Origin of the sequence: Lactococcus protaetiae, from assembly GCF_006965445.1 — a bacterium.
In the GTDB taxonomy this organism is placed as follows: Bacteria; Bacillota; Bacilli; order Lactobacillales; family Streptococcaceae; genus Lactococcus; species Lactococcus protaetiae.
Genome location: NZ_CP041356.1, coordinates 1,134,421 through 1,157,308, shown reverse-complemented (window position 1 = coordinate 1,157,308; position 22,888 = coordinate 1,134,421). Strand labels below are relative to the sequence as shown.

Genomic DNA, 22,888 nt, shown 5'->3' with positions numbered 1-22,888 from the left:
AATAAAAATTGATACAACCGCTAATGAATAAAGAGTAAAATTTAAAATAAAGTCTAGTTTTTTGCTATACTTTTCCGAACGAGTTCTTAGACATACTTTTTGCAATTTTTCTTTAAATTTCATGCTTGCTCTAGCTCCATTTCCAAAGGAACAATTTCATACGAAATATCGTTTCTTAACCATTTTTGAGCGAGTTCTTCGGCATCCGCTTCCGTCTTAAATTTTGTGGCATATCTTAAACGCCTTGTCACGTCCTTATTAGCGCAAAGATAGCCCCCACGCATTTTTACAACATACATTTTAACCCCTTTACTGTTTTTTTAAGATGTCTTGTGGAATTGTCAAGCTCACTGTTCGATTATTTTCATCTCTTGGAATTTCTTTAAAAAAAGCACCTAGAATGGTGGAAGGTTTATAAGTGATTTGCTCAATTTTTTCAAAATAGCTAAAATTTTCCCCTTCTTTTATTTTCACTGTCCTAAAATCAACTGACTTTCTAATCAATGTTCCATCTGTATTTTTTAGTAGAACATTAAAATCCTGATTACTTAATAAGCTTCCTTCGGTGTTTACCACCTGATACTTGTTTTCAGTCACTGTTACTTTTTTTGTCAATGTCGTTGGAGAAAAAAAGCCCACCAAGGTAACAATTAAAATCAAAGCACCGATAACAAAAAGAATATATTTTTCTTTCCTATTCTCCGTATTCTCAGAACGAGAAATGAGTGAGCCCAACATCAAAACCATTGCAATGTCAATTAGAAAGCATACACTAAACCAGTTTGTAGCTCCTATTCCAAGTATTGTTTTTTCTACCATTTCTACTCCTAACCAAAACTAAAAGCAGGCGTTTTTTGACCTGCTTTACTCTTCTTATACAAAAAACACCTAAGATTTAAACTTAGATGTTTATGGTATTGATATTTGAATCGCTTTAAGCTTTGCCTGACGTTGTGGTCGTGGTACAAAGGCTCTAATCTCAACCTCATTAAAGCCAACCTCTAACCGTTTTCTATCGTATAAGATAGGACTTTTAAGTAAAGTGGGATACTCTTGAACAAGTGCCGAAAGCTCACTTATTGTCAGTTCATCAAAGTTAATACTTCTTTTTAACTTTTGATACGCTCGGCTTCTCTGCGCAATGAGCTGTGTTGTTCCTCTATCAGAAGATTGTAACATTTGGATAAACCCTGTTTTAGTCAGTGGTTGTTTTACGAGGTCAACCTCTTTAAATAGAATCCCTCTGTTTTCTAACCATCTTTTTGCCATCAACGACGAACTACAAGACTTTCTCGTGTATAAAATAAGAATGTCTCTTTGCTCTTCCTCAACTCCTAAGAGATAGTCTGTTGTAGTGCCTAAAATCTTAGCAAGCCTAATGATTACTTCCATCTTAGGTTTAGAACTCCCCATTTCCCAAATTGAAACCGTGCTATGTCCTTTATCAACCGCTCTTCCTAATGCAGTCTGACTTAGCCCTTTCTCAATCCTTAACTTTTTTAGTCGCTCCCCAAATTTTAACATTCCCTCAAATCCCTCTTTTTTCTTGATTAATATTATATAATAATTCTCTTAACAAAAACTTATTCTACCTTAAATAGGGAAAGCGTGAAGAAATTTCTGAATACCTCAACACTCTGAGAACGATAATTCTCGTTTGAGGTTAAATCTCGCATGGCATAAATCACCGCTTGTTCTTCTTCTGTCATTTTTAAGAATGGAACAGGTTTTGAACCATAAATTGTAATGAAATAATCTTTAACAAGATTTTTAATTTCTTCTTTTGTTATACTTTTCATTTACTTTCATTCCTAGCTTTAAGAACAGGGTCTTGTGTTGCCATTACCGTTTGGGTTGGGATTTGGATTTCTGAATCATCCTTAGTTGTAGAATAAACGACCCAATCGCTGTGCTTTTTAAACATTTTATCCTCTTTTCTAACGCTCCATTCGAGCGCTGATTTCTGCAAATTCAGGGAAATATTCTAAAACAGTCACATAGTTATTTTGATAGCTCTCAATCAATAATGATGAACCATCAACAAAAACAACATCAACCACAAAATTCCAGAAATGCACACCACCCACTCCCTGATAATGATTAGACAAACGATATGCCCTTATAGAGTGAATCAAATCATTGACCCCAATATCCGTAAGTCCTTGCTTTTCGAGTTCTTCTTTAAAAGAAGAAGTAAAGTCCAAGATAAAAGCTTGATTTAACTCATTGATGGTTCGCTTATCTTGAACAACGTCCTTGATTTGACGGTGTTTTAAAAGTTTACTTAATTTATTTTTCATATCATTTAATAATTTTCCGACTGATTATAATATTCAATATTTTTAGCTTCCCATTCTTCCGCATCAATAATTTCAAATTCAATTTCTGAATCAGAATAACCTTTCAGCTCCTCATGTTCGAAATTATCTAAAACTTCGCTTTCTGCTTCTTCTGGGAACTGAACCATAAGGTTTGAAACTTTTTTAAGTGATCCTTGTGCGTTATATATTGTAAAACCAATCAATACTTTCATTTTTAATTCCTTCTTTCAAATTTAATCAACAGTAAAAAGCAGGTTTAAGCCTGCTTTTACCTATTCTTCTTTAGATGACTTTTTATTTTTCATGTAGTAAATTGTACCGCCAAGTGTTGACAAAAGAATAACCATACCACCATAAGCAAGCATATCTCCTGTGGAGCTTCCTGTTGTTGGCAGAACGCTTGCGACTTTTGTTACTGGCTGTGGTGTAACTGGTTTTGGAGTTGGCGCTTTGACTTTTTCAACCGTCAAGGTTTGGTCTTGGTCTTTGAGGTCATCATGAACTGCTTCGGGCTTGTCCGTGTCAGGATTTGTACCTTCATCAAATAGTTCTTCTGTCCAAACATAAGTTACCGTTGAACCTTCAGAAACATCTCCGTCTTTTGTTGCATCAATGGTTGACTGAATTTGTTTTTCTTGTGAGATAACTGTTTCATCATCAATTGTAAAATTCAATGTCCGAATCACTTTAGAATCGGTTGTCTTTCCATCTTTATCCGTAACGATACGGTGAAGTGAAGCCACCATTTGGTCGCCTTTTTCAGCATTTGTCATCATGACTTTATCATAGACAGGAGTTTCTTTTGAAATTTCAGCCTTTTCAATGGTTTGGTCGCCATCAGCTGTATGCGCTTTGGTCTTAATCGTTGGCACTACTGGGGTTACTGGTTTATCTACTAAAGTTCCGAGATTGACCTTAAACATTAAATTATTGCCAACCACTTTATCCGCAGAAACATCAAGAGTAGTAATGACTTGATGGGTAACTGTATCTTTAAACACAATCGTATAGCCAGTAACATTACCATCTTTATCTTTCACACTATCCGTTGTTATCGTAAATGGATTGATGGCTTGTGTTCCATCTGGTACTTTGGTTTCCTCAACCAAATAATCGCCACCTGCTAAACCGTCTTCATTAGGATTTCCAGCCGCACTATTGGCTTTACCATCAAAGACCGTTAATCCATTCACTGTATAACCATTTGTGTCTGTTCCTGTGCCAGAGCTTACCTTGATTGGGTTACCTTTAGTTGTGCCTTGTGGTGTAGCTGTAAATTCCGCACCATTTAATCCTGTATATGAACCATTCACATCTTGGGCTTTTGTGAACATGAAATTAAAAACTAATGGACGGTCAGTTGCGGTGACATTGTCAATGTAATTACTTGTGCCTGAATCAAATGAGCTGCTTGAATCGAAAGTAACAGGATAACGTTTTGTGGATAGTTCATAACCCTCTGGTGCAACCAATTCGCCCCATTCGTAATCTTTGCTATTGTCAAGATTTTTAACCCCTACCCCTTTTGTAAGGTCAGTCATTTTAAGCTGAATGGTTTTGTCGTCTGTCTTGTCGCCTGATGTGACGGTCACAGGATAGCCATCTTGACCTTCTGAATAGTTCACGAGCGTATCTGTGCCCGCCTTATAAAGCCCCCACACAGAGCCTACTAATTGTGCTTCGCCTTGGGTTTCTGTGCTGTTTGTGTCTGCATCATGTTTTAACAGGGTGGTTTCGCCTAGTCCGATGATGTTCACGCTAAGATTTGCAAGTGCTTGTGAAGGGTCTTTTGTTGCAAGTACTGATTGACTAAGTTTTCCTGTACTATCTCCATCCGTAGAATACACAAAATAAGGTAAAGCTTGCGTAGGAAGTCCTGTATTCCAAAATTGCAAAGCATTTGAAATTAGCCCATGCTTGCTTGTAATATCAGCTTTTAGTTTAACATCATTACCTAAAACACTCTGCGTTAGTCCATCCGCATTACTCTTAAAGTTAGGAAAATTAGGCAACACTCCTTTAGTATCGGTTACCGTCTTTTCAACTCCTTGAATCAATTGAATCGTAGTACCATTAAAGCTAGGTAATTCACGCATTTTCTTCGCTTCGTTGATTAAAGTATTCGCACCGTTTTTGATAGCATCCGCATCTTGTAAAAGCGTATTATCTTTTACAATCAAGTCCTTTGTTTGATTTTCTGAAACCCCTGCTTCATCAAGTAACAAATAAGTAGCGTGTTGAGCTTGTGCATACGCTAAAAGTGAACCATCTTTTTGCGCCAAATAATCAACATTGTTAATCACTGCTATCTGTTCATCACTTAGTGCGTTCAAAATAGCATTAGTGGAATCAAGCTGAGCCTGTGTTGTATTATTAGGAAGTGGTACCCCCAAACCAAGACACCACGCAGGTGTAACACCATCTCCCCCAACTGTTAACAGTGGTTTGGGATGCTCTACTCCATTTTGGTCTATTTCATAATAGAGCGGTTTGTCATTATCCCAATGTACTGTTGTATCCGTTGGTAAACTTGCCGCTAATGCTGTGCTCACATAGACTAAACCGCCTACACCAGCCACCATTCCAAGCACGGCTGCCCCATACACAAACACCTTTTTGACCTTGCGCATTTTCCAATTTGTAACTTTCTTTTCAGAAGTTAAGGCATTTAACAATTTTTTCCATTTACTCATGAGTAAATCTCCTTTAATTTTTTAATTTTGCAAAATAAAAAAATCTGTCATAAAGGCAGATTAAGCGACTAGTTTTTTGTCGTTTCGGACAACAAATCATCTTGTGATTTGATATAATATAGCTAAAATAATAGATAGGAAAAAACAACATGAATTTTACGGCACAACAACTAGATAGCATTTTCAAAGCATCTGAAAATATTCTAAGAAAACAATCCGAAGTCCTAGCTGAGCGCCTTACCGAATCTTATTATGAATCAGGTCTTATTGATGCTCTAAGGTATGCCAGTCGCTATTCAAAAGAAAAAATGCTCATTGCCAGCAAACATATTGATATAAGCGACAAGCAAATAGATTTTATTTGCGATACCATTCAAAATTTCACTTATGACACTTTATATACTATTCAACGTGAACTTTCTCGCTATTTAGAGCAAAACAATCGATTTTCTTCAAGAATAGTCTCCCAAATTTTCAAAGTGATTGAATTTTATTTTGATGAACCTTATCAGCCTTACACTAGATATTTCAACAAAGAATTAGATAAATTTAATCAATAATCCCTTTCTGAATCCAATCTGCTTTAAGAGCCAATACTCGTCTAAATAAATCAAGTGCAATAGGTCTTATTTCCTGTTGCATTTTTTCTAATTCATCAACGAGCTTCTTATAATCTTCATTTTCATCATAAATTTTTGCACCCCCACCATTTTTCAAAAGTCCATCATTTACAGAAATTAGATTAATTTTTCTATAAATTCCTTGAATGTCTTCTTCTAAAAAACTCAAATATTTCAATCGTGAATCTTCCATTTTTACCTCAATCTTCTAAATTTAAAAATCTGTCAATACTAACAGATTAAGCGACTAGTTTTTTGTCGTTTCGGACAATACTCATTTTATATCCTTTCCCTGTCCTAAAAGTTTAATGCCTAGTACAACATAATTCTTTGGCAAAAATTCTATATGGAAATAGTCATGTAAAACTTCCATTACAGCAGAGGTAGTAATGCCGTCAATCGTATCATAATATTCTTCATAATAATTAAAAGCTTCACCACTCAACACACTTACCACTCTTACTCTGATGATATCCGCCCAACCCTCATGACAAGTTACCCATGAAACTTTATCATTGATATTAACACGACAGTAATAATGATTATCTTTAAAAGCTTTTAACTCTAAAATATCCCCAACTTGATAATCACAATCATTTAACCGTACCTCAAAGTCCTTTTCTTCGCTTTCAACACTGGGAAAAAATTGAGGATCTAATTTCTTTTTTAAAACTTTCGTCATTCCGCTATCTTCCTTATCTCTAATATTTCAGGAGAATATATCGTACCTTTATTTTTAGAAAATGAAATATTTTTAATTTCTTTCAGATTTATGTTTTTAAAATATACTGGTTGTTCTACCTTTACATGAGTTTCTTTCAGCCAAAAACCCGATACCTTTGAACCATTTCCTAATGTCACAACCGTTGTAATAAGATAATCTCCTGAATCAACAATGTCACTATCTTTTGGAACTCTTAAAGGTTCTAAAGGCATACCATGAAAAAATTGAGCACCTTCAAAATCAACACTAACAGAAATTTTTCTATTGGCTACAAAGCTTTCAGTTTGCGCCCTATGCTTAACTTTTAAATTATTAGAAGCAATTCGCCCGTTTAATACAAATCCAAACATAAAAAATAATAAAACAAGAATAACAGGAGTAAACTTGTCTACTTCTTTAATTAATGTTTTTTTCATAAGATTTCCTTTTTTAAAGCTTGGATTTTATTTTCTAGAATCTGTTGCTTTTGAATGATTTCATTAGAAATTTGTTCTATTTCTTCCAGTTGAGATAAGAAGATGTCTTTTTGAGAGAGGAATTCATTATCCTTTTCTGAAATTGACCTTCCTAGTAAATCATCTATTGAAATATTGTAAAATTCACTTAAAACTCTAAGATGTTTTACTTTGGGCTTCACAATGCCAAGCTCGATTCTACCGTAAGCAACTTGATTAATTCCTAATTTATCTGCAATGTCAACCTGTCTTAAGTTTCTTTCTTTTCGTAATCGTTTCAAACGTTCAATGAAAGCAGCTTCTTCTGCCATTTGTAACTTTGGCAGTTTCCCTCTAAATATTTCTTTTTCTTTAGTTCTGCCTAATAAATAGTCGGTACTAACTTGAAAATAATCTGCTAATCTTTCTAGTGTTTCCCCACTTGGTGAACGCTTGCCACTTTCCCACTGTTGATAATTTGGTTGCGAAATTCCTAAGTCTTCTGCTATTTGCTTTTGAGTAAGATTTTTTTCATTTCTTAACTTCTTAAGAATGTATGTAAACATTTTATACTCCTTATCTCCCTTTATATTTAGTGTTCAAATGCAACATATTCTGATAAGCTCTTGCATTGTTTAATTCATTATAGGGGTCAAGCTTGGCTTGGCGCCCAGTATCAATTTGCGAAAACTCTAATTGTAATTGCAACATTCCTAAACTTTCCTGACCTCCAATATAATCAGTGACATCAATAATTTTCTTGTTCTCCTGAACTTTCTTTTTTCTAGCGATAAGACCTTTACCTCCCCTCTTTGCCTCCTTGTCAGGAAAACTTATCTCTTACTTTATTATTACTTCATCAAGGCTTTTCACCCCCACCCTTAATTATTGTGGTTAGAGTTGAATTCCTTCGGCTTTTTTCCCCATCGCAAATGCACGTTTGCCGACAGTTTCAATTTGTTTGTTCACTGCATAAAAACTTTTCAGAGTTCCATTAATTAACTCATAATCTGAACCTGACATCTCACTCTTATGTACTTTTAAATAAGCATTTAAATCACCTGCGGACGTCCAAGCTTCCTCATATTTCTTGTTTGCCATCAAACTGCCGAGCGTTTGAATTTTTGTTTGTGCTTCTTTTTTGTTATATGCCATTGTTTTACCTCGATTTTTTCACTTTTTTACTATTCCTCTACCTTTGGTGAAAAGCCTTGATGAAGTAATAAGTCGTATTCTTTCACATATTGTTTTATCCATTTTAAACGTTGTGCGACAGGATAATGTCTTGCTTTTTTGATATATTCTCTATAAATTTCACTCTCAGGTAAATAATGATACGTGGATAGAGCGTCTATTTTCATTCTTAAACTTTGAGCTTCAGGAAGATTAAGCCGACTGTTCATATATTGCCGTAATTGATCGGCATAATCTCTCTGTGCTTTACTCATCATTTTCTCCTATGGCTTCTAAGAATTTTCGCCCTGCTTCGCTCTTTTTGCCAATCCGCTTATAAGTCTCACTCACAAATTGACCGTCATCTTTTCCTAAGGCGCGCAAAAGGGCTTGTCCTTCTGATGTACTTCTTGCTTCATGTTCAAAATCACGATTTTTTATCCGTTCAACATCACGCTGAATTATTTTTTCATCTTCTTCATCAGGTTGATATTCTGAAACTAATTCTCCAACATATGAACGTCCTGTTTCACGAGCAATTCTTGCTTCAATATATAATGAACGCTTCAATTGGCGGTCAAACCAAGAGCGGCGTTTTTCAAGGCTCTCCTCTGTGGGTTGAGTGAAAAAACGATAACTTTTATTCCTTCCAAAAACATCATACCAAGCTCTATCAGGACGCCCTGTTTCATCAAAAACCTGTAAATAGTCCATAATGATACCGACCCCTAAATCATACAGAGGGATAGACCTCACGAAATCCTCTATCACCTGTCTTGCTTTATCATCTTTCAAGCGAATCTCATATCTGTTTTTATAACCAAAAATCTCTTGAATGTCCTCAACAGGGATATTTCGTCTAAACGCTTGTTCACGGTCTTTCTCATAAAAATTAAGCCGAATCGAACTTTGAATCGCTCCAAAATATAAAGAAATGCCTAATGATTTAAGCATACCTTCACTTATTTTAAAATTTTCCTCTGGGCGAAAGCCTTTAAGCTTCATCTCAATTTGCTCGTTTCTTACCTTTTCCCAAAGGTGCATGAGATTGTAATTTCCTCTTTCGTTGAATCGTTCATCTAAGGCAAGGTCTATTCGATTAAATTTTAAAAAATTTTGTGCGTCATTTTCACTTAACTCACCGTTTACCTTCGTCATTGAATAAGAAAAATCAATAACCTCGGACAAGAAATCTTGCCAAGTTCGGTTTTGTTCTTCTAAAAAGTGTTCAAACAGGCGACAAGCGCTCCCTTTTAACTCTAAGCGTGTTCCCATATCAATATCTGTATTATGGTAAAATACTTTAATTTCACCATATTCAACACGAAAAGGATAACCTGTACCACCATATTGACCTTGTTCAAAACGAAAATCAGGAATTTTTAAAAGTTCATTAATCACTTTTTTATAATTCAATGTTTTAAATCGAATGACGAGATAATCAATCATAGCTGTAACATCAGCTTTTGGTTTTTGATAGAGATAACTTTTTAAAAGCTCTGTTTTTTCTTCACTTAACTTTCTTTCACCTTTATCAATCATTGAAACCATTGACTTTGACAATCCTGTTATTTTTACAATATCATTTTGTGAAAGTCCAAATGATTTACGAACTTTAAGCAAATCCATTTATAAATCCTCTTATTTTTTTAAATTTTTTATTAAAACTTAGGAGTTCACAGTTTTAAGCGCTTAGTCATACGGTTTGTGAGCATTGTGTACTACCTGTACCTCGTGTTACTCGACGAGGTACAGGGTGCTGTGTGCGGAACAGGCAAAGCCTGTCCGCACATCTCCTGTACACCTTCATTTCCTCGAACTCCTGCGCTCCATTTAACGCAAGGCAAAAAGACCTTTCCTAGCCTCTCCACCTTGAACTCGCTCCGTTTCGCTTCGCTCACTACGCTCATTACATCGGCGTTTAGACAAGTAAAGGATACTTTTTCCCTCACTATTGCGCTTGTCATTACTCGGAATGAAGCCAACAGGAGCGCTACTTTTTTATACTACTGTTGAAACAATTTCACTTACGACATCTCGCAAGGTCTGTCCTGTTTCATCACGTTGACTTAAAATTTTTCTAAATAGTTCTAGCTCTTGTTTAGAATAGCCGTTCCCTGTCAATTGATACTGATTATCTTTTAATAATTCTTCTATTTTTTTAATCGTACTGCGAGGAACCGAAAGAAGCGCTAAGAGTTCAGATTGTTTATAGCGTTTTTCCACCGAAACTTTCTGCTGTCCTTCTTCTTCCTCTTTTCGTTCTAAAGCCTTAAAATCATTATAAAAATTAAAGTCTTTTGAATCAGGAAGTAGTGGAGCATAAAATTCTTTCGCTGGACGACCAAAAACACCATAATATCCTCTTCCAAAAATACGCTCTGCCCCTATTTTTTCGATATATTTAAACTGTTTATTTCTATTTTCTTCACCAAACAAAGTATCGTACGTAAAGGACGAAACACGCCCTAAAGTAATACGCAACATCAGATTATCTTTAAATGTAGAAGGTAAATCATCTGCTTTTACATTTTGAGTACTGATAATCACATAAAAACCTGCTTGACGCCCCTTTAATATGATTTGTTTTAATGCACTCATTACCATCATATAATTGACACTTGAATTCATTGGTAAATCTTCCAAAGCAGAAACTAAAGAAGGAAATTCATCAATCAAAACAAAAACAGGGTCACAATCATATTTATAAAAAGCGCCCAGTTCTTCCTCTCCTCGTTCTTCTGAACGTTGACGCATTAACTCATAACGTTTATCCATTTTTGAATTAATATCAATCAAACGTTGCCCCATCTCCTCCGTTTCCCAAGTTACCCGACCTTTTAAAACTGGAAGTTTTTCTAAAGAAACAAAATCTGCTTGTTTAGGGTCTAAAATTTCTACACGACCTAAGCGAAGTAAACCGACTAAAAGCGAACGTAGAAATACCGTTTTACCGCCACCAATTCCACCAGCAACCAATAAATGAGGATCATGCACAAAATCCCAAACATCTGTTTCTGAAAGCTTTACTCCTTGCTCAATCGTTGCCTGAACCTCTTTAGCTGAAATTCGACTTCTGATTGAATCAATCGCATAATGATATGTAATAAAGGCTTTTTCGTCTGTATTTCCCATCATATCCGCCGAAAACATGGTTTCTAACTCTCCACCGATTTTTAAAAAACGGTCTTGAAACTTAATACCTTCTAGTTGGAAGGATACTGACAAAGCATATTTTTCCTGTTTTAAATAGACTTTGGGAAATTTGGTTTTTGTCCTTGTTCCATTAGAACTTTTAACCTGTTTAGTAAAATAAAAAGCGTTTTGAAACATAAAACGCCACAAAAGAAATTCTCTATAACGGTGCAAGAAAAAAGGAATTTTTACTAATGCTTTAACATAGAGTTTGTAAACAATAAAAACAAAAATCAAAAGAACAACGGTAGCAATTCCTCCCATCACTACCCATTGCCCCATTAAAGTAAAATATAAACCATAACACAGCCCTACAAACACAAGCAAAAAAGGAACACCGACAATAGAAGCCAGCCAGTAAGGAATAAACCTATCCCTATTACGCAAACGGTGCCCTTTCGCAAATATTTTATTCATTTACTTCCCCTTAATTATTTTTCGGAGTTTGTTCTGTTTTTGTTGGATTTTGTGACTGTGGTTTATCTGTTATCACTTCCACATTTTCCACTTGAACAGGAAAGACTTTACACGGAACTAATCGGATTTGTTCTCCATTTCGAGTAGTAACTTTCTCCTCTTTCTGTGCATTTTGAACCGTTGCACTCGCACCAACCAATTTAAGCTTTTGACCGAAAGTCAAGCGTTCCAAGTCAAAATCAAGCGGTACTTTAATATCCATAACATCAGCCTTTTCTGACGAATAAGCAAGAATAAACTTACCTGTAATTTCCCCTGTGTTTTGAGCAAGCCATGTTTCTCGCTCATTTTGGCGCTCATGAATCTCACCTTCATCATCAACATAGACAAATTTCTCATTGATTTCCGAACCATTAAAAGTTAAAATACCATATGTTGCCTCTGCATTAATCGGATATTTAATTGGTTGACCGTCTTTAAATTCTTCAACACCATATTTTGCCATAATTATTTACCTCCTTTGATTTTAAACGCTTCAACTTTTACAGCAACTTGATTTTTTGATACGCCATTTTCAATAAAATTAAAGTCAATCAGTACAAGCTCACTAACCTCTAATTCAATTCGACCCCCTACCGCTGATTTTGCAAGCACATCTTGCGAGGGAACACTTGTATCAAAGGTAACAACACGAAAGTTCTTTTGACCTGACCCCATTGCAACAAAAACATAATGCTCTGGAACTGTTTTTGTACGTGGAATCGTCACATAATTTGGTGATACGAAAATCCGACCATCATCTGTAAAATCTCTAGTCGGCGTTTTGATTTCTGTTAATTGGGACATCTTTTTTCTCCTATTTTTTCATTTTTTGTTCAATAAAAACTCCAAAATCAGGATGATTTCGAAGCCATTGTTTTTGATTACCGTTAACTAACAGTATTTTAGGTGGTATATCTTTCACTTTTTCTAGCATATTTCCTCTCTTTTTTAGAGTTATAGTTTATTGACTTTGCGGTCAATTTCTTTAATTTATAAGTCTTTTATATTATCTTTTAGAAATGCTGATAATTTTGGAAAATCAACCGCATATTCATCAAGAATAGTCACTTGGACAAGATGAACTATTAGAAGTCCTGTAGAAACATTATTTTTAAAACTTTCAGAAATTTCATTATCATCTTGAATTCTTAATTAGAGTTCTTCCAAATTACGCTGACATTGCGATAAATTTTTCACAGAACGAGCTAGATATTCTCTTTCTTCCTTAGCAATTTTACCCATTGTTACTCACCCGCTAAAATCTTTTCTTTTCCACGTTCAAAGGCTTCTTCAACCAATCGGTGACAGTCTTCTCTTTCCTTAGCGAGTCGTTCTAACAAATACTGCTTTTTAATAGCTTCTTGAATTGAACGCTCAAAATCATCAAGGTCAGGAATCTTTTTTTCAAGTTCTTCTTCTGAAAGCGCAATATCTACCCGTAAAGGAATTGACTTTCCACATGAAATATCTAATATTAAATTCAGAGCTTCTACTTGTGTTTTGATTTTAGGCATAATTTTTGTTTTTCCTTTCATTCCATAAAAAAATCACTGCGTTATTGTATGAACCAGTGATTTTTATTTCATATGTTTTATAAATCTTATAAAGGTTAGGATAAAGCTCTTTTAGATGTTTAAGGCTTAATATGGCTTTATCATAAGCTTCACGTAATGCTTGTGACTTATCCCAATCTAGACAACGACTTGTTTCAAAACGGACGTAAATTTCCCTACACTCTTTTTCTGCTTGAAAGCATTGTGAGGATAATTTCATTTCTTTTTTCCTTTCACTTAATTTTGTACGCACTTATGCGGAAAGTGAGAATCGAACTCACTTTATTCAACCGAGAATCCTTTTTCCGCTCAATAAAAAATTGCTCTCTCAATTGGTGAGAAAGCAATCATTAGGAGTAAATAAACCTTTTTATGACTTGTTCAGGTCAAGATTTTTTTAATTCAACAACACAAATTAAATCATTCCCATAAATATTTTCTGCCCAATTTATTAGGCTTTCTAAGGCATTTTCAGCACGTTTTCTACTAGAATAAGTTTTAGCCATACTTTTAACTCTAGAAAAGACCGCATATCTACTTCTCTGAACCATAAATGATTTTCCTGTATAATATCCCTCTAAAAACTTTGTTGTACTCTCAATCACATACATCGTCGTCTCTTTGTTCTTAGCTTTTATCATTTCTTTCCCTCTTCAATCGCTGCAAGTGCTTCATTTTCAGCCAGCACATCTTCAATATTTCTTCCAGTCACTTTTTCGATATAATCAGCTGCATTTTTTTGAGTTTTAGCTAACTCAGCAAGTTTACTATCGGCAATATTTCCTTCAACAATATTTTGATTAATGTTTGCGGCAGCACTTATATAAATTAATGTATGAATTAATTCATCACGTTCTTTCTTGACTTTTTCAAGCTCAGAATCATCAGGACTTAGAAAATCGTCTGACTCTAAAGCGAATGCATAACCATACCATTCATTTCCAGCTTTGCATTTCTCAATATAATCCGCCATAAACTGCGGAACTATTGGCAGGGCTTCTTCATCCAAACCACATAGTTCTATTGCCAATTTTGTTATTTCAGACTTCAACTCACTATTTTGTTCTTCAAGCTTGGTAGCATAGTTTCGCATTTTGCGGTACTGGTTCAAAACAGCCTGCATATTATTATTGAGTTCAGTAATAGGACCATTGTCTGGTCGTTTAATTTCTTCAAATATATTAGTCATCCTATATTCCTCTCGCCACAAAGCATTGCTCCATATATTCCAAACAAGCTCTTGAACGTAAACCATTTGAATCGCCATATTTTGCATTTTGCTCCAAAACGTCCATCACAAAATTGAATATTTCCATTTGCTCAGTAAGCCCTAGAATCCAAAATAAGTTTTTGTTATAAAACTCAGAAAAGCGAATCAATAATTCTGTATCAGGCTTTGTCTGCCCTCTTTCATATCTGATATACGTTCTTTCAGTCAAACCCAAAGCATCACATACTTGATTTTGAGTTAAATTATTCATATGTCTTAAATCTGAAAGTCGCTCTGCAATAGTTACCATTTTATTTACTCCATTAAAAAAAACAGCCTTTGAAAGACTGTTTGAGTGATTAATTGACTTGAACGGGTTCAACACCGTATCTAATACTATGACCTGCAAGAAGTAAATCAACAACCTCTTGTGAATCTTTCACAGAATCTGCATAAGCTTCTGCTTCCCTTAAGGTGTTAAACGTTTGAGAATATCTACGCACTCCATCAACTGAAACCCAGCCTACATACTTATATACTGGTGCTGGTTGTGAGGGTTGTGTGGTTTGTCCACCACCATTGTTATTGCCATTAGAAGAACCATTACCACCTGTATTATTGCCATTGGAATTGTTACTTGACCCATTATTATTTGAATTTTGTGAGCTTGAATTACCTTGATTTGTGTTTGTGCTATTATTCGTTGAAGAACTATAATTATTAGAACTTGTACTACCGCTGTTTCCCGCACTTGCCGTGCCTGTTTGAGCGGTATTTGTATCAGACAAAGTAGATTGTTTTTCTTGCTCTGATTGCTTTTTCGCTTCATTAGCTTGTTTTGATTGTTCTGCTTGTTCCTTAGAAGCTTTTAACTGTTTTGTTAAATCTTCTTTCAACGCTTTAGAATAAGAACTCACAAGTTTAGCAAGTGCTTGTTCAGCTGTTTTATACTTACTTTCGTTTGTCGCATCTTTTTTATAGGCTTCAACTGCTGTTTTTGCGGATGCTTCTAATTTAAGGCGTGTCTTAATTCCTTCAAGCTGACTTGTAAAAGTTGCCTTTACTCCTTTATCTTTCACTTTTGATATCGCTGTTTCTGAAAGTTTAAGGTTCGCTTCATTCGGTGTTTTTTCTGTCGTTTCTAATGCTTTTTTTGCTTCTGATTGAGCCAATTGTTCAGCTTTTTTTGCTTTTTCATTTTTTAAAGCTTCAGCTTTTTGAGTTTCTACTTTGACTTGTTCAGCCTTTACCTTTTCACCATGTTGATAAGCACTTACTGAAAGTCCTGTTCCCCCTGCAAGGATAAGGGCGAGGGCGACACTCCCAATGATTTTTTGGTTTTTATTCCAATTTAACGGGTTGAATTGCATTTTGATTACTCCTTGTTAGTTGTGTTACCGTTAGATTCATCTTAATTATAACATAAACAAACGATAGTTTTATTTTTTTAACAGGAAATAGTGGAATCGAACCACTGATTACAGTTTTGGAGACTGTTGTTATTCCATTTAACTAATTTCCTATAAAAAAACCTATCGCCATTTTGCTAAAAATAAAGGCACTTTAGAAAGTATCTCTCTTTTCATAAGTGTTATCTTTATCCCTAGACAAGATTTTGATTGGTTTTTATTTTATTCTCATTTTAAATTAAAAAAAGAATTGACCTTTATCAATTCTCTAAATTTTGGACACAAAAAACTTTACAAATGAGAAAGTATCTTCAACTTTCTCCAACGTCCTTTCAAAGTTAATGAACGAAAGGCGTTGCTGGCTCTATCTAGTGGAACAGCTCAGAAATTCTGAATTTTCAAGATTGAATTTCATGTTATGCTGTCAGTTCTACTTCGAGAGGCAATCGTCCTGTCTCATTCAGAATTATCACAAATGGGTTCATGTTACATTTGCTTTCTGATAATTCAACCCTCTCCAGGTTTTTGAGTGGCTTCCTCGGTCATGCTAGAAGATTGTCAGTACCGCTTAATTAGGGCGACGGCTCGCCACAGGTTTTTCAGTTTTTAAATAAGATTTAGCAGTCATTGACTTTTCTCCTTTAGAAATGTTAAAATGATAGTGTTCTACGTTATTAATTTAACATTTCAGTGGGAGTTGCCAAAGCGTGCTTCCGCTTATTTTTTGTATCTTATTTGAATACATTATTATTGTATCTTATTTAGATACGTTTGTCAACTATAAAAATTCTTTTTTTAAATTATTTTTTAACACCTAAAAATTATATAGAATAAGGAAGAGGACAATGATTGATTTTGAACGCATAGAAAAACTTGTAAGTAAATCTGGTAAATCAATGAATGAAATTGACAGAGAACTTGGATACCCTAGAAATACATTAGCAGGTCTTAGAAACAGAAAGCCTTCAATCGGACGTTTAAATGAAATTGCGGAATATTTTAACGTTAGTACCGATTACCTCTTAGGACGTAAAGAATCTAAAAATAATGAAGAACTAACCGAAGAAGAAAACGACCTCGTTGCTGCTTTTCGCATGGAACGAAAAGATATGACAAAAGAAGAACAAATTCAATTTAATAAAGCACTTAAAAATATGATGAAAGTCGCTAAAGACTTATTAAATGATGAATCTAACTGGAAAAAATGATAATTTTTTATGAATAATTTTGAATATCGGGTTGTTAGTTCCACCATTTATAGCCAATGCCTTAACAAAGCTAATGAACTTCTTGAAGAAATCGCAAAATATCTAAATAAACCTGTTTCAAAAGTAGCTCCTTTAGATGTCATTGCTTATTTTGAAGCAAACTACAATATTCTTTTTACATTTTTTGAAACAGACCCCCACGCTCCAATAAAATACAACGATATTGTAAAAAACTATAAGTTTTCTTTCCTTGATGATTATATTGTTAGAGAAATGTCTGGTGTTACTATCCCACAAAATGGTAAAAATGTTATTATGATAAATCAAACCAAACCAAAATCACGAATTATTTTTACCATTCTACACGAACTTTCTCATTTATACTTTCATGGGATTGAAGCAAACAAAAAGATATTCGCATCTAAATTTTCAGGTGTTTATCCTGCCGAATTGATGCCTTTTGAAGATGAAGCCAATATTATCGCTTCAATTTTATTTTGCCCTACTCTTAAATTAGAAACGTTCTTAACTCGAAACTATTCATTTAACAACATTTGCACATCAATTAATATAAGTAAAACCGCACTACGTAATAGGTTATTGAATTATTTCTATCACATCATCGGGCTAAGTTACAAAGAAGCATTAGATTTAGTTTCAGAGTTTATAAACGGCAATTATAAATCGGCAAGACAAATCAAGAGCTTAATTGACAAAAAGAATTTTAAACCTACTACCAAGTTTTTACCTGTCAAAACAAGTCGAGGTGTGATCGAAAATCAGCAAGAATGTATTATTTTTTTACAAAAACTATCCATTGAGGAATTACTCTTTGAACAAGATTATGCGTATCATTATAAAAATTATACTTTATTGCAATTAGTGATGAATGAATATTTAAAGAAACAACAAAGCAATATTTAATGCAATTTTTGAACAAAATAAAAAGACCTATGAAATTTGTATTTTCATAAGTCTTTTATTTTTTAGTTTAATTTAACTAATCTATTTAATTCTTTTTAACTTTTTCATAATAAGTATTCAATATTTTCTTATTAAACTACAAAACACCACCATTATCATCAACGATATACAGACCCCAAACCGTCAAAAAAGAATTTTTAGGATTTCTAGTCACAATTTTATAAGTCATACCAGCTCTTAGATTTTGGAAAATATATTCATTACCATTTTTTTCTGGTTTAATAGTTGGTGCCAACTCTTTTCCCTTTTCATCAAACACTTTTATCACTAGTTTTAATGGTTTATTGTTTTTATTACCTACTCTTATCGTACCCTCAATATTATCTTTAGCTATTTTACGATAATATGTTCTTGTTTGATTTGGAAAATAGAAAGCTTTCACAGTATTTTTATAAAAAACTGCTAATAAAATCATACACAAAGCTATAAAGAAAATCGTTATTATTTTTTTTCTATTTTTTTTCAAAATCTTTAATTCCTTGCTTTATAATTTCTGAATCTCCTGCATTATCTCCAAAAGAAAAATCAAATTTACTAAGATTACTAAAAGTTTGAGCAGTCCCTGCGCCATTTAACAAAATATCATTACTAAACCCCATCGCTTTTCCATAGTAACCGTATAAATAATTACCCAAGTAGTCTGTTGATCTATCTTTCCCATCAATTTTTAAATCATTATTCCAGTTCCTAGACCAAATAGAATATGTTAAATTTCCATAGGTACGATTTTTTAAATCTAATGGATGTTTTGTTTGTACCATATCATAAAACACGACTAGATTCTTTTTATCCGAAACCTCAACAACATTATTACCTACCTCTCTAGCAATTTCTTTTATATTAATATTTAAACTTTGTAATTTCTCAGAAAGCAGAGCCTCTTTTTTATCTAGCTCAGTTCTTGAAGCTTCTCCTTTTAAATATTTTTCTTTCACTTCATTGTAACTATTAAATTCAGATTTTGCTAACGAATATAAATATTTTTCATAAGTATTTGTTATCTTATCAGCTTTTTCAACCTCTGACAAGTTGGAATTTTTTATATCCTCAATTTCAATCCGATATTTCTCTGGAAGAGTATTAGGGTCTCTATCGCCTGCCACAAGTGATGAATCAAGTTCTTGTCCTATCATTGCTTTATACCAAGTCATGTTTGCACTTGTTGGAATTTTAAAATTACCGTTTTTATCAAAATTTCCTTGATTTAAAGCCTTTGCCCCTTGCATCGCATTTTGAAAAACTTGTAAGCTATCTTGAAAAAGACTGGATGTCTTCCATGAAAACTCTTGTAAAATTTGTAGTTTTGCTTCGAGTTTTACAATTTCTTCTTGATAATGACTTGCAACACTTTCAAGCTGTTTCCCCTCATAAAGTAAGTTTTCAGCTACCCCTTTAGCTAAACTGTTCACTAGATTATCATTGAAAAAGATGATTTGATTTTCTACTAAATTAAGTTGCTGACGCTTAATATCAATCAACTGTTGGATTTTATCTTCATCAAAAATTGTATCATTGAATGCATTAAATGCACCAATTGCAGAATGATAGAGGGTGCTATCACTTTTTATATCTGTTAAGGCTTGCTCTAGTTTATCAAGTGTCGTTTGAATAATACCCTTAAAAAGTGTGTTTGCTGCGTTATAAGCTTTCCCTGATAGACCTGAAAACGGATTGTCTAATAACCATGTTAAATAGTTTACTCCTGTTTGCAATCTCCTAATAATTTCATCAGCACTTTGAACATTATGAGTTAAAGCAGATAACAATAGTTCGCCATCATTTTTATTATATTTTAATCCCATGCTAAAGCGTTCCTTTCACGATGCAGTTGCTCAATTTCTTCCTGTGCATTTATACGTGCGATACGATAGCCTTGCTCTAATTCATCAGATTGACGGTCTGACATTTCTCGCATTACCCTACTTACCTCTTGTAACGTAACCGTTTGATTATCTATTCTTTCTCCCTCTTGATGAAGCATATAATAGCATTCTTCCTCTTGTCTAAACAACTGGCTCATATTATTTTGAAATTTTTCAATTTGATTTTGAATCGTGTGTTGTTCTTGCGAAAGGTCATCTAACTGATTTTCTTTAAGTCTTATTTCTCTTTCAAGAATGACACGTTTATCAGCATTTCTATCTCCTGCCATACTAGAACCCCCAGCTTGTCGCATCCATACTATCTCGATATTCAATCGTTTGAGCCAACCCCTCAATTTTATCAGCCTGTTTTTGAATGGTTGAAACGAGTTCTCCAACATCTTTTAATAAATGATTTGTTAGGTCTTGCCCTGCTTTCATGCAAGTGATATTACTTCCTGCAAAATGGACGCTTTCATTTTGAATTGCACCAGCTTCTATTCCTGTTAACTTAGAGATTGCGCTTTGTGCTGTCATGACATCAGAGCTAATTCTTGATGCTCCCATAATTCACCTCTTTACTAATGTTATTTTATCATTACATTAATTTTACAAGGTTTTGAGTGTTTTTGCAACTGCTTACTCCATTTTATTTACAATTAATACTTCAAATTTACAAAACAAAAAGTCGTTAAATTTTAATAACGGCTCTTTGTTTTATAAATCTTAATTTTTGTATTTTAATTCTGCCCACTATTTGCCCACTAAAATTTATTTTAATTAAATACTAGCTATATTATCAGTAACTTCTTTATTTTTCACAAATTGAAAATAAAACTGTGCCATACGTTACCCACTTTCTCCTTAATATTCCTAATACTTCCCTTAGTTCTTTGTTTATCAATATCCCCAAGTTTTTTCATTTTCTTTCACATCCCAAGAGTTATCAGCATTTCCCACCTTTTTGGTATTTTTCTTGGTGTTTTTTTAAAGTTTCTCCCTTACTTTTTTCAAGTTTACTATGGGCTTCCGCTTTTGCCTATCTACGTGCAGAATTCATGGTACAACATACCGTTTTCCATTCTCCACTCGTAGTAAAGTACTTTTCTGTGAAACGATACTTCCCACTCAATAATTTTTTATTAAACATTTACTTCTACCTTTCTCAAAATAGAGAGTAAACAGAACCTCTCTATTATACCATTTATAGTACCTTTTTTCGAATTTCGGAGCAGTATTTTGAGTAGATTTTATAGTCTTCTATCAAGATATATTCTCTCCATGAGAAGCCCTCAAAATGTATGAAGAAAGTTCGGGTGAATGTCGCTTCTTCGTCAAATCATTCAATAATATTCCCTGTAGAACGCCAAAATTTCACATATTTTTTGCTTATTCCCGCAAGATTTTTTGTTTTTTCTATTTCCAAGTTAGTTCCCTTCTTTTACAATTACTTTTATATTCAAAAAAATAGACGAATAACATCATTGCTATTCGTCTGATATTTTTAATCTTTACTTTGAAATTCAACTTCCAAATAGAATAATCCCCGCCTTCAAATGTTTCCCCTGATGTTCTTCCTCAATCAAATACGTAATACCTCAGTAATCCTCATAGCCTTTGTCCTCACCATTTTTCCCACCAATCTCAGAATCATGATGACTACCAATTAAGGTTTCCCCGCCTAAAGCCGCCCATTGCTGAGGACGACAAACTTCTTGACAGGAAACTCCCCCGATTAAACCGAGTGGACTATTATAGTCTTCTGGACCATAGATTTTTGCCTCTTCATTGAAAACCGCAACTAAGCGTTCCCAAAATATGACCGCAATATGAATTTGTTCTGATTTTTCCATTTTCAAAATTCGATAACGACGATTTGGTAGCAATTCCTTGCCTTTTAAAGTAAGATAACGAGATATTCTTTTGTACTCATAAATCGTGAAAAGCTCGTCCATATTTTTTATAGATTATTTTCATTTTCTTTGATTAGTTCCTGAATTTTTTATTCCCATTCTAGTATATTCTTTTTATGTTTTCGAGTTGAAAGTCAAAGCAAAAATAGCAACACCTTTCACAATGTTGCTATTTATTATCTCTAAGACCTTTTGCTAATAGTAATCAGATAAACTTGCTACCGTTTAGATAAATTCTCGGATAAAATCAATAACTAAAGGGAGCAAAAGATATTGGCAATATTATGGTTTATACTTCACCTTCAAGTTATATACCTCTGCATATTAAGTTTAAAAAGTGATTGATTTTTACTTTCCCCAATATACTCTTTCGTATCTTATCCTATGGTACTAAATCCCCCTACTAAATCACTTTTTATCCAAGCAAAAAAAGCAGGGAATGCTAAAACCTACTTTTTGGCAAGACTAAACAATATACTACATATCCAAACCTCAATATCACAATGTTATCTTACAAATACAAATTTGTTAATTAGTATAGAAGAAAATGACTTACGAAGTCAAACAGATTTTACAAATCATTGCTTTTCGTTTTATTTTTTTATTATCTGGTTAGTTTTGTTATAATATAATTACAATAGTTGAAAATTGGCTATTGTAATATTAACAAAAAAATTAGGAGAAAAATGAAATGTTATTTATTTGGCGTGGGAAAGGAAGTCTTGTAATCCTTTCATTATTTCTAGGAGTTCTACTATCAGCGATTATTGCAACAATGCTTTTAAAACTTCCAACAGGCAGCAAAACGATGAATGTAGTTTTATGTCTTTTGATAGCTATTTTTTCCTCAGCTTTTAATTATCTTTTCGAAAAAAGATTTGTTTCAAAAAAGGTAAAATATTTCATTGATGAGGAGACGGGAGAAAGAATAAAAGTTTCTGAAAATCCAACTCTATTTTTCATCTCTAATAAGTATTGGACATGGATTTTTCTAGTTGGATTTTTAGTTACAGCCCTTATTTCTTTAATCAGTTAATATGATAAAATTTGATCAAAACTTAATCAATAAAGTAATATCAGTATAAGAAAGAACTATAAAAATCTCTAATTTTTCAGCTGGCTCAGAAACC

Annotated in this window: 33 protein-coding genes, 1 tRNA gene and 2 pseudogenes; 4 read left to right on the top strand and 32 right to left on the bottom strand. The window is 33.7% G+C overall.

The window, feature by feature from the left end:
* Positions 1–119: 119 nt before the first annotated feature.
* From FLP15_RS05785 to FLP15_RS05755, 8 genes are all read right to left on the bottom strand, one after another.
* On the bottom strand, positions 120–299 hold the full coding sequence (locus FLP15_RS05785; RefSeq protein WP_142766339.1) for a hypothetical protein: 180 nt from the start codon (positions 297–299) through the stop codon (positions 120–122).
* Between the two features lie 10 nt (positions 300–309).
* On the bottom strand, positions 310–819 hold the full coding sequence (locus tag FLP15_RS05780) for a hypothetical protein (protein ID WP_142766338.1): 510 nt from the start codon (positions 817–819) through the stop codon (positions 310–312).
* Between the two features lie 90 nt (positions 820–909).
* Positions 910–1,524, bottom strand: coding sequence for a Spx/MgsR family RNA polymerase-binding regulatory protein (locus tag FLP15_RS05775; RefSeq protein ID WP_142766337.1), 615 nt, complete (start codon positions 1,522–1,524; stop codon positions 910–912).
* Positions 1,525–1,583: 59 nt separating this feature from the next.
* Positions 1,584–1,799, bottom strand: a complete 216-nt coding sequence (locus FLP15_RS05770; protein ID WP_142766336.1) for a hypothetical protein — start codon at positions 1,797–1,799, stop codon at positions 1,584–1,586.
* A complete protein-coding gene (locus FLP15_RS13580) occupies positions 1,796–1,924 on the bottom strand; it encodes a hypothetical protein (protein WP_276116917.1) in 129 nt (42 codons plus the stop codon). The genes FLP15_RS05770 and FLP15_RS13580 overlap by 4 nt, the downstream gene beginning before the upstream one ends.
* A 13-nt stretch (positions 1,925–1,937) precedes the next feature.
* Positions 1,938–2,300 carry a hypothetical protein gene (locus FLP15_RS05765; RefSeq protein ID WP_120772683.1) on the bottom strand — a complete coding sequence of 121 codons (363 nt, stop codon included), beginning with the start codon at positions 2,298–2,300 and terminating at the stop codon, positions 1,938–1,940.
* A 5-nt stretch (positions 2,301–2,305) separates the two neighbouring features.
* Positions 2,306–2,533 (bottom strand): class I SAM-dependent methyltransferase, encoded by a 228-nt coding sequence (locus FLP15_RS05760; RefSeq protein ID WP_120772684.1) that lies wholly within the window; start codon positions 2,531–2,533, stop codon positions 2,306–2,308.
* Positions 2,534–2,593: 60 nt separating this feature from the next.
* Positions 2,594–5,014 (bottom strand): LPXTG cell wall anchor domain-containing protein, encoded by a 2,421-nt coding sequence (locus FLP15_RS05755; RefSeq protein ID WP_142766335.1) that lies wholly within the window; start codon positions 5,012–5,014, stop codon positions 2,594–2,596.
* A 149-nt stretch (positions 5,015–5,163) separates the two neighbouring features.
* On the opposite strand from FLP15_RS05755, the gene FLP15_RS05750 reads away from it, so the two are divergent.
* On the top strand, positions 5,164–5,574 hold the full coding sequence (locus FLP15_RS05750) for a hypothetical protein (protein WP_142766334.1): 411 nt from the start codon (positions 5,164–5,166) through the stop codon (positions 5,572–5,574).
* Here FLP15_RS05750 and FLP15_RS05745 read toward each other — a convergent pair.
* From FLP15_RS05745 to FLP15_RS05665, 19 genes and pseudogenes are all read right to left on the bottom strand, one after another.
* Entirely contained in the window at positions 5,564–5,827 is a 264-nt protein-coding gene (locus FLP15_RS05745; protein WP_142766333.1) for a hypothetical protein, read from the bottom strand. The two genes, FLP15_RS05750 and FLP15_RS05745, sit on opposite strands and share 11 nt — an antisense overlap.
* 81 nt (positions 5,828–5,908) lie before the next feature.
* Positions 5,909–6,316, bottom strand: a complete 408-nt coding sequence (locus FLP15_RS05740; RefSeq protein ID WP_142766332.1) for a DUF3850 domain-containing protein — start codon at positions 6,314–6,316, stop codon at positions 5,909–5,911.
* A complete protein-coding gene (locus tag FLP15_RS05735) occupies positions 6,313–6,774 on the bottom strand; it encodes a hypothetical protein (protein WP_142766331.1) in 462 nt (153 codons plus the stop codon). Before FLP15_RS05735 ends, FLP15_RS05740 begins: the two co-directional genes overlap by 4 nt.
* Positions 6,771–7,040, bottom strand: a pseudogene (locus tag FLP15_RS13705) (helix-turn-helix domain-containing protein); the annotation flags it as partial. The gene FLP15_RS05735 and the pseudogene FLP15_RS13705, both read right to left, overlap by 4 nt.
* Before the next feature lie 117 nt (positions 7,041–7,157).
* Positions 7,158–7,358, bottom strand: a pseudogene (locus FLP15_RS13700) (helix-turn-helix domain-containing protein); the annotation flags it as partial.
* 10 nt (positions 7,359–7,368) lie between these two features.
* A complete protein-coding gene (locus tag FLP15_RS13575) occupies positions 7,369–7,503 on the bottom strand; it encodes a hypothetical protein (protein ID WP_280954093.1) in 135 nt (44 codons plus the stop codon).
* A 183-nt stretch (positions 7,504–7,686) separates the two neighbouring features.
* Positions 7,687–7,947, bottom strand: a complete 261-nt coding sequence (locus FLP15_RS05725) for a hypothetical protein (protein WP_142766329.1) — start codon at positions 7,945–7,947, stop codon at positions 7,687–7,689.
* 29 nt (positions 7,948–7,976) lie between these two features.
* Positions 7,977–8,243 carry a hypothetical protein gene (locus tag FLP15_RS05720; RefSeq protein ID WP_223804739.1) on the bottom strand — a complete coding sequence of 89 codons (267 nt, stop codon included), beginning with the start codon at positions 8,241–8,243 and terminating at the stop codon, positions 7,977–7,979.
* Complete coding sequence (locus tag FLP15_RS05715) at positions 8,233–9,594, bottom strand: replication initiation factor domain-containing protein (RefSeq protein ID WP_142766328.1); 1,362 nt, start codon at positions 9,592–9,594, stop codon at positions 8,233–8,235. The genes FLP15_RS05720 and FLP15_RS05715 overlap by 11 nt, the downstream gene beginning before the upstream one ends.
* Positions 9,595–9,966: 372 nt before the next feature.
* Positions 9,967–11,577 carry an FtsK/SpoIIIE domain-containing protein gene (locus FLP15_RS05710; protein WP_142766327.1) on the bottom strand — a complete coding sequence of 537 codons (1,611 nt, stop codon included), beginning with the start codon at positions 11,575–11,577 and terminating at the stop codon, positions 9,967–9,969.
* Positions 11,578–11,587: 10 nt separating this feature from the next.
* A complete protein-coding gene (locus FLP15_RS05705; RefSeq protein ID WP_142766326.1) occupies positions 11,588–12,082 on the bottom strand; it encodes a DUF961 domain-containing protein in 495 nt (164 codons plus the stop codon).
* A 2-nt stretch (positions 12,083–12,084) separates the two neighbouring features.
* A complete protein-coding gene (locus FLP15_RS05700; RefSeq protein WP_142766325.1) occupies positions 12,085–12,423 on the bottom strand; it encodes a hypothetical protein in 339 nt (112 codons plus the stop codon).
* A 440-nt stretch (positions 12,424–12,863) separates the two neighbouring features.
* The gene (locus FLP15_RS05695; RefSeq protein ID WP_120772699.1) at positions 12,864–13,133 is read right to left on the bottom strand and encodes a hypothetical protein; all 270 of its coding nucleotides are present in this window, start codon (positions 13,131–13,133) and stop codon (positions 12,864–12,866) included.
* Positions 13,126–13,392: a hypothetical protein gene (locus FLP15_RS05690; RefSeq protein ID WP_142766324.1), complete on the bottom strand. Its 267-nt coding sequence runs from the start codon at positions 13,390–13,392 to the stop codon at positions 13,126–13,128. The genes FLP15_RS05695 and FLP15_RS05690 overlap by 8 nt, the downstream gene beginning before the upstream one ends.
* A 166-nt stretch (positions 13,393–13,558) precedes the next feature.
* Entirely contained in the window at positions 13,559–13,813 is a 255-nt protein-coding gene (locus tag FLP15_RS05685; RefSeq protein ID WP_142766323.1) for a hypothetical protein, read from the bottom strand.
* Positions 13,810–14,439: a hypothetical protein gene (locus tag FLP15_RS13035; RefSeq protein WP_223804738.1), complete on the bottom strand. Its 630-nt coding sequence runs from the start codon at positions 14,437–14,439 to the stop codon at positions 13,810–13,812. The genes FLP15_RS05685 and FLP15_RS13035 overlap by 4 nt, the downstream gene beginning before the upstream one ends.
* Positions 14,363–14,692, bottom strand: a complete 330-nt coding sequence (locus FLP15_RS05675; RefSeq protein ID WP_142766322.1) for a helix-turn-helix transcriptional regulator — start codon at positions 14,690–14,692, stop codon at positions 14,363–14,365. The genes FLP15_RS13035 and FLP15_RS05675 overlap by 77 nt, the downstream gene beginning before the upstream one ends.
* Positions 14,693–14,741: 49 nt before the next feature.
* Positions 14,742–15,752 carry a hypothetical protein gene (locus FLP15_RS05670; protein ID WP_142766321.1) on the bottom strand — a complete coding sequence of 337 codons (1,011 nt, stop codon included), beginning with the start codon at positions 15,750–15,752 and terminating at the stop codon, positions 14,742–14,744.
* Positions 15,753–15,833: 81 nt separating this feature from the next.
* Positions 15,834–15,904: transfer RNA gene (locus FLP15_RS05665), tRNA-Trp, on the bottom strand.
* Between the two features lie 732 nt (positions 15,905–16,636).
* On the opposite strand from FLP15_RS05665, the gene FLP15_RS05660 reads away from it, so the two are divergent.
* Positions 16,637–16,999, top strand: coding sequence for a helix-turn-helix domain-containing protein (locus FLP15_RS05660; RefSeq protein WP_142766320.1), 363 nt, complete (start codon positions 16,637–16,639; stop codon positions 16,997–16,999).
* Between the two features lie 9 nt (positions 17,000–17,008).
* Positions 17,009–17,923, top strand: a complete 915-nt coding sequence (locus FLP15_RS05655; RefSeq protein WP_142766319.1) for an ImmA/IrrE family metallo-endopeptidase — start codon at positions 17,009–17,011, stop codon at positions 17,921–17,923.
* 136 nt (positions 17,924–18,059) lie between these two features.
* Here FLP15_RS05655 and FLP15_RS05650 read toward each other — a convergent pair whose 3' ends face one another.
* From FLP15_RS05650 to FLP15_RS05625, 5 genes are all read right to left on the bottom strand, one after another.
* A complete protein-coding gene (locus FLP15_RS05650) occupies positions 18,060–18,449 on the bottom strand; it encodes a hypothetical protein (RefSeq protein ID WP_142766318.1) in 390 nt (129 codons plus the stop codon).
* Complete coding sequence (locus tag FLP15_RS05645) at positions 18,436–19,785, bottom strand: polymorphic toxin type 44 domain-containing protein (protein ID WP_142766317.1); 1,350 nt, start codon at positions 19,783–19,785, stop codon at positions 18,436–18,438. The genes FLP15_RS05650 and FLP15_RS05645 overlap by 14 nt, the downstream gene beginning before the upstream one ends.
* Complete coding sequence (locus FLP15_RS05640; protein ID WP_142766316.1) at positions 19,776–20,135, bottom strand: DUF342 domain-containing protein; 360 nt, start codon at positions 20,133–20,135, stop codon at positions 19,776–19,778. The genes FLP15_RS05645 and FLP15_RS05640 overlap by 10 nt, the downstream gene beginning before the upstream one ends.
* Before the next feature lies 1 nt (position 20,136).
* On the bottom strand, positions 20,137–20,412 hold the full coding sequence (locus FLP15_RS05635) for a hypothetical protein (RefSeq protein ID WP_142766315.1): 276 nt from the start codon (positions 20,410–20,412) through the stop codon (positions 20,137–20,139).
* Between the two features lie 1,031 nt (positions 20,413–21,443).
* Entirely contained in the window at positions 21,444–21,800 is a 357-nt protein-coding gene (locus FLP15_RS05625; RefSeq protein ID WP_142766314.1) for a hypothetical protein, read from the bottom strand.
* 649 nt (positions 21,801–22,449) lie between these two features.
* On the opposite strand from FLP15_RS05625, the gene FLP15_RS05620 reads away from it, so the two are divergent.
* Positions 22,450–22,794: a hypothetical protein gene (locus FLP15_RS05620; protein ID WP_142766313.1), complete on the top strand. Its 345-nt coding sequence runs from the start codon at positions 22,450–22,452 to the stop codon at positions 22,792–22,794.
* The last annotated feature ends 94 nt before the right edge of the window (positions 22,795–22,888 follow it).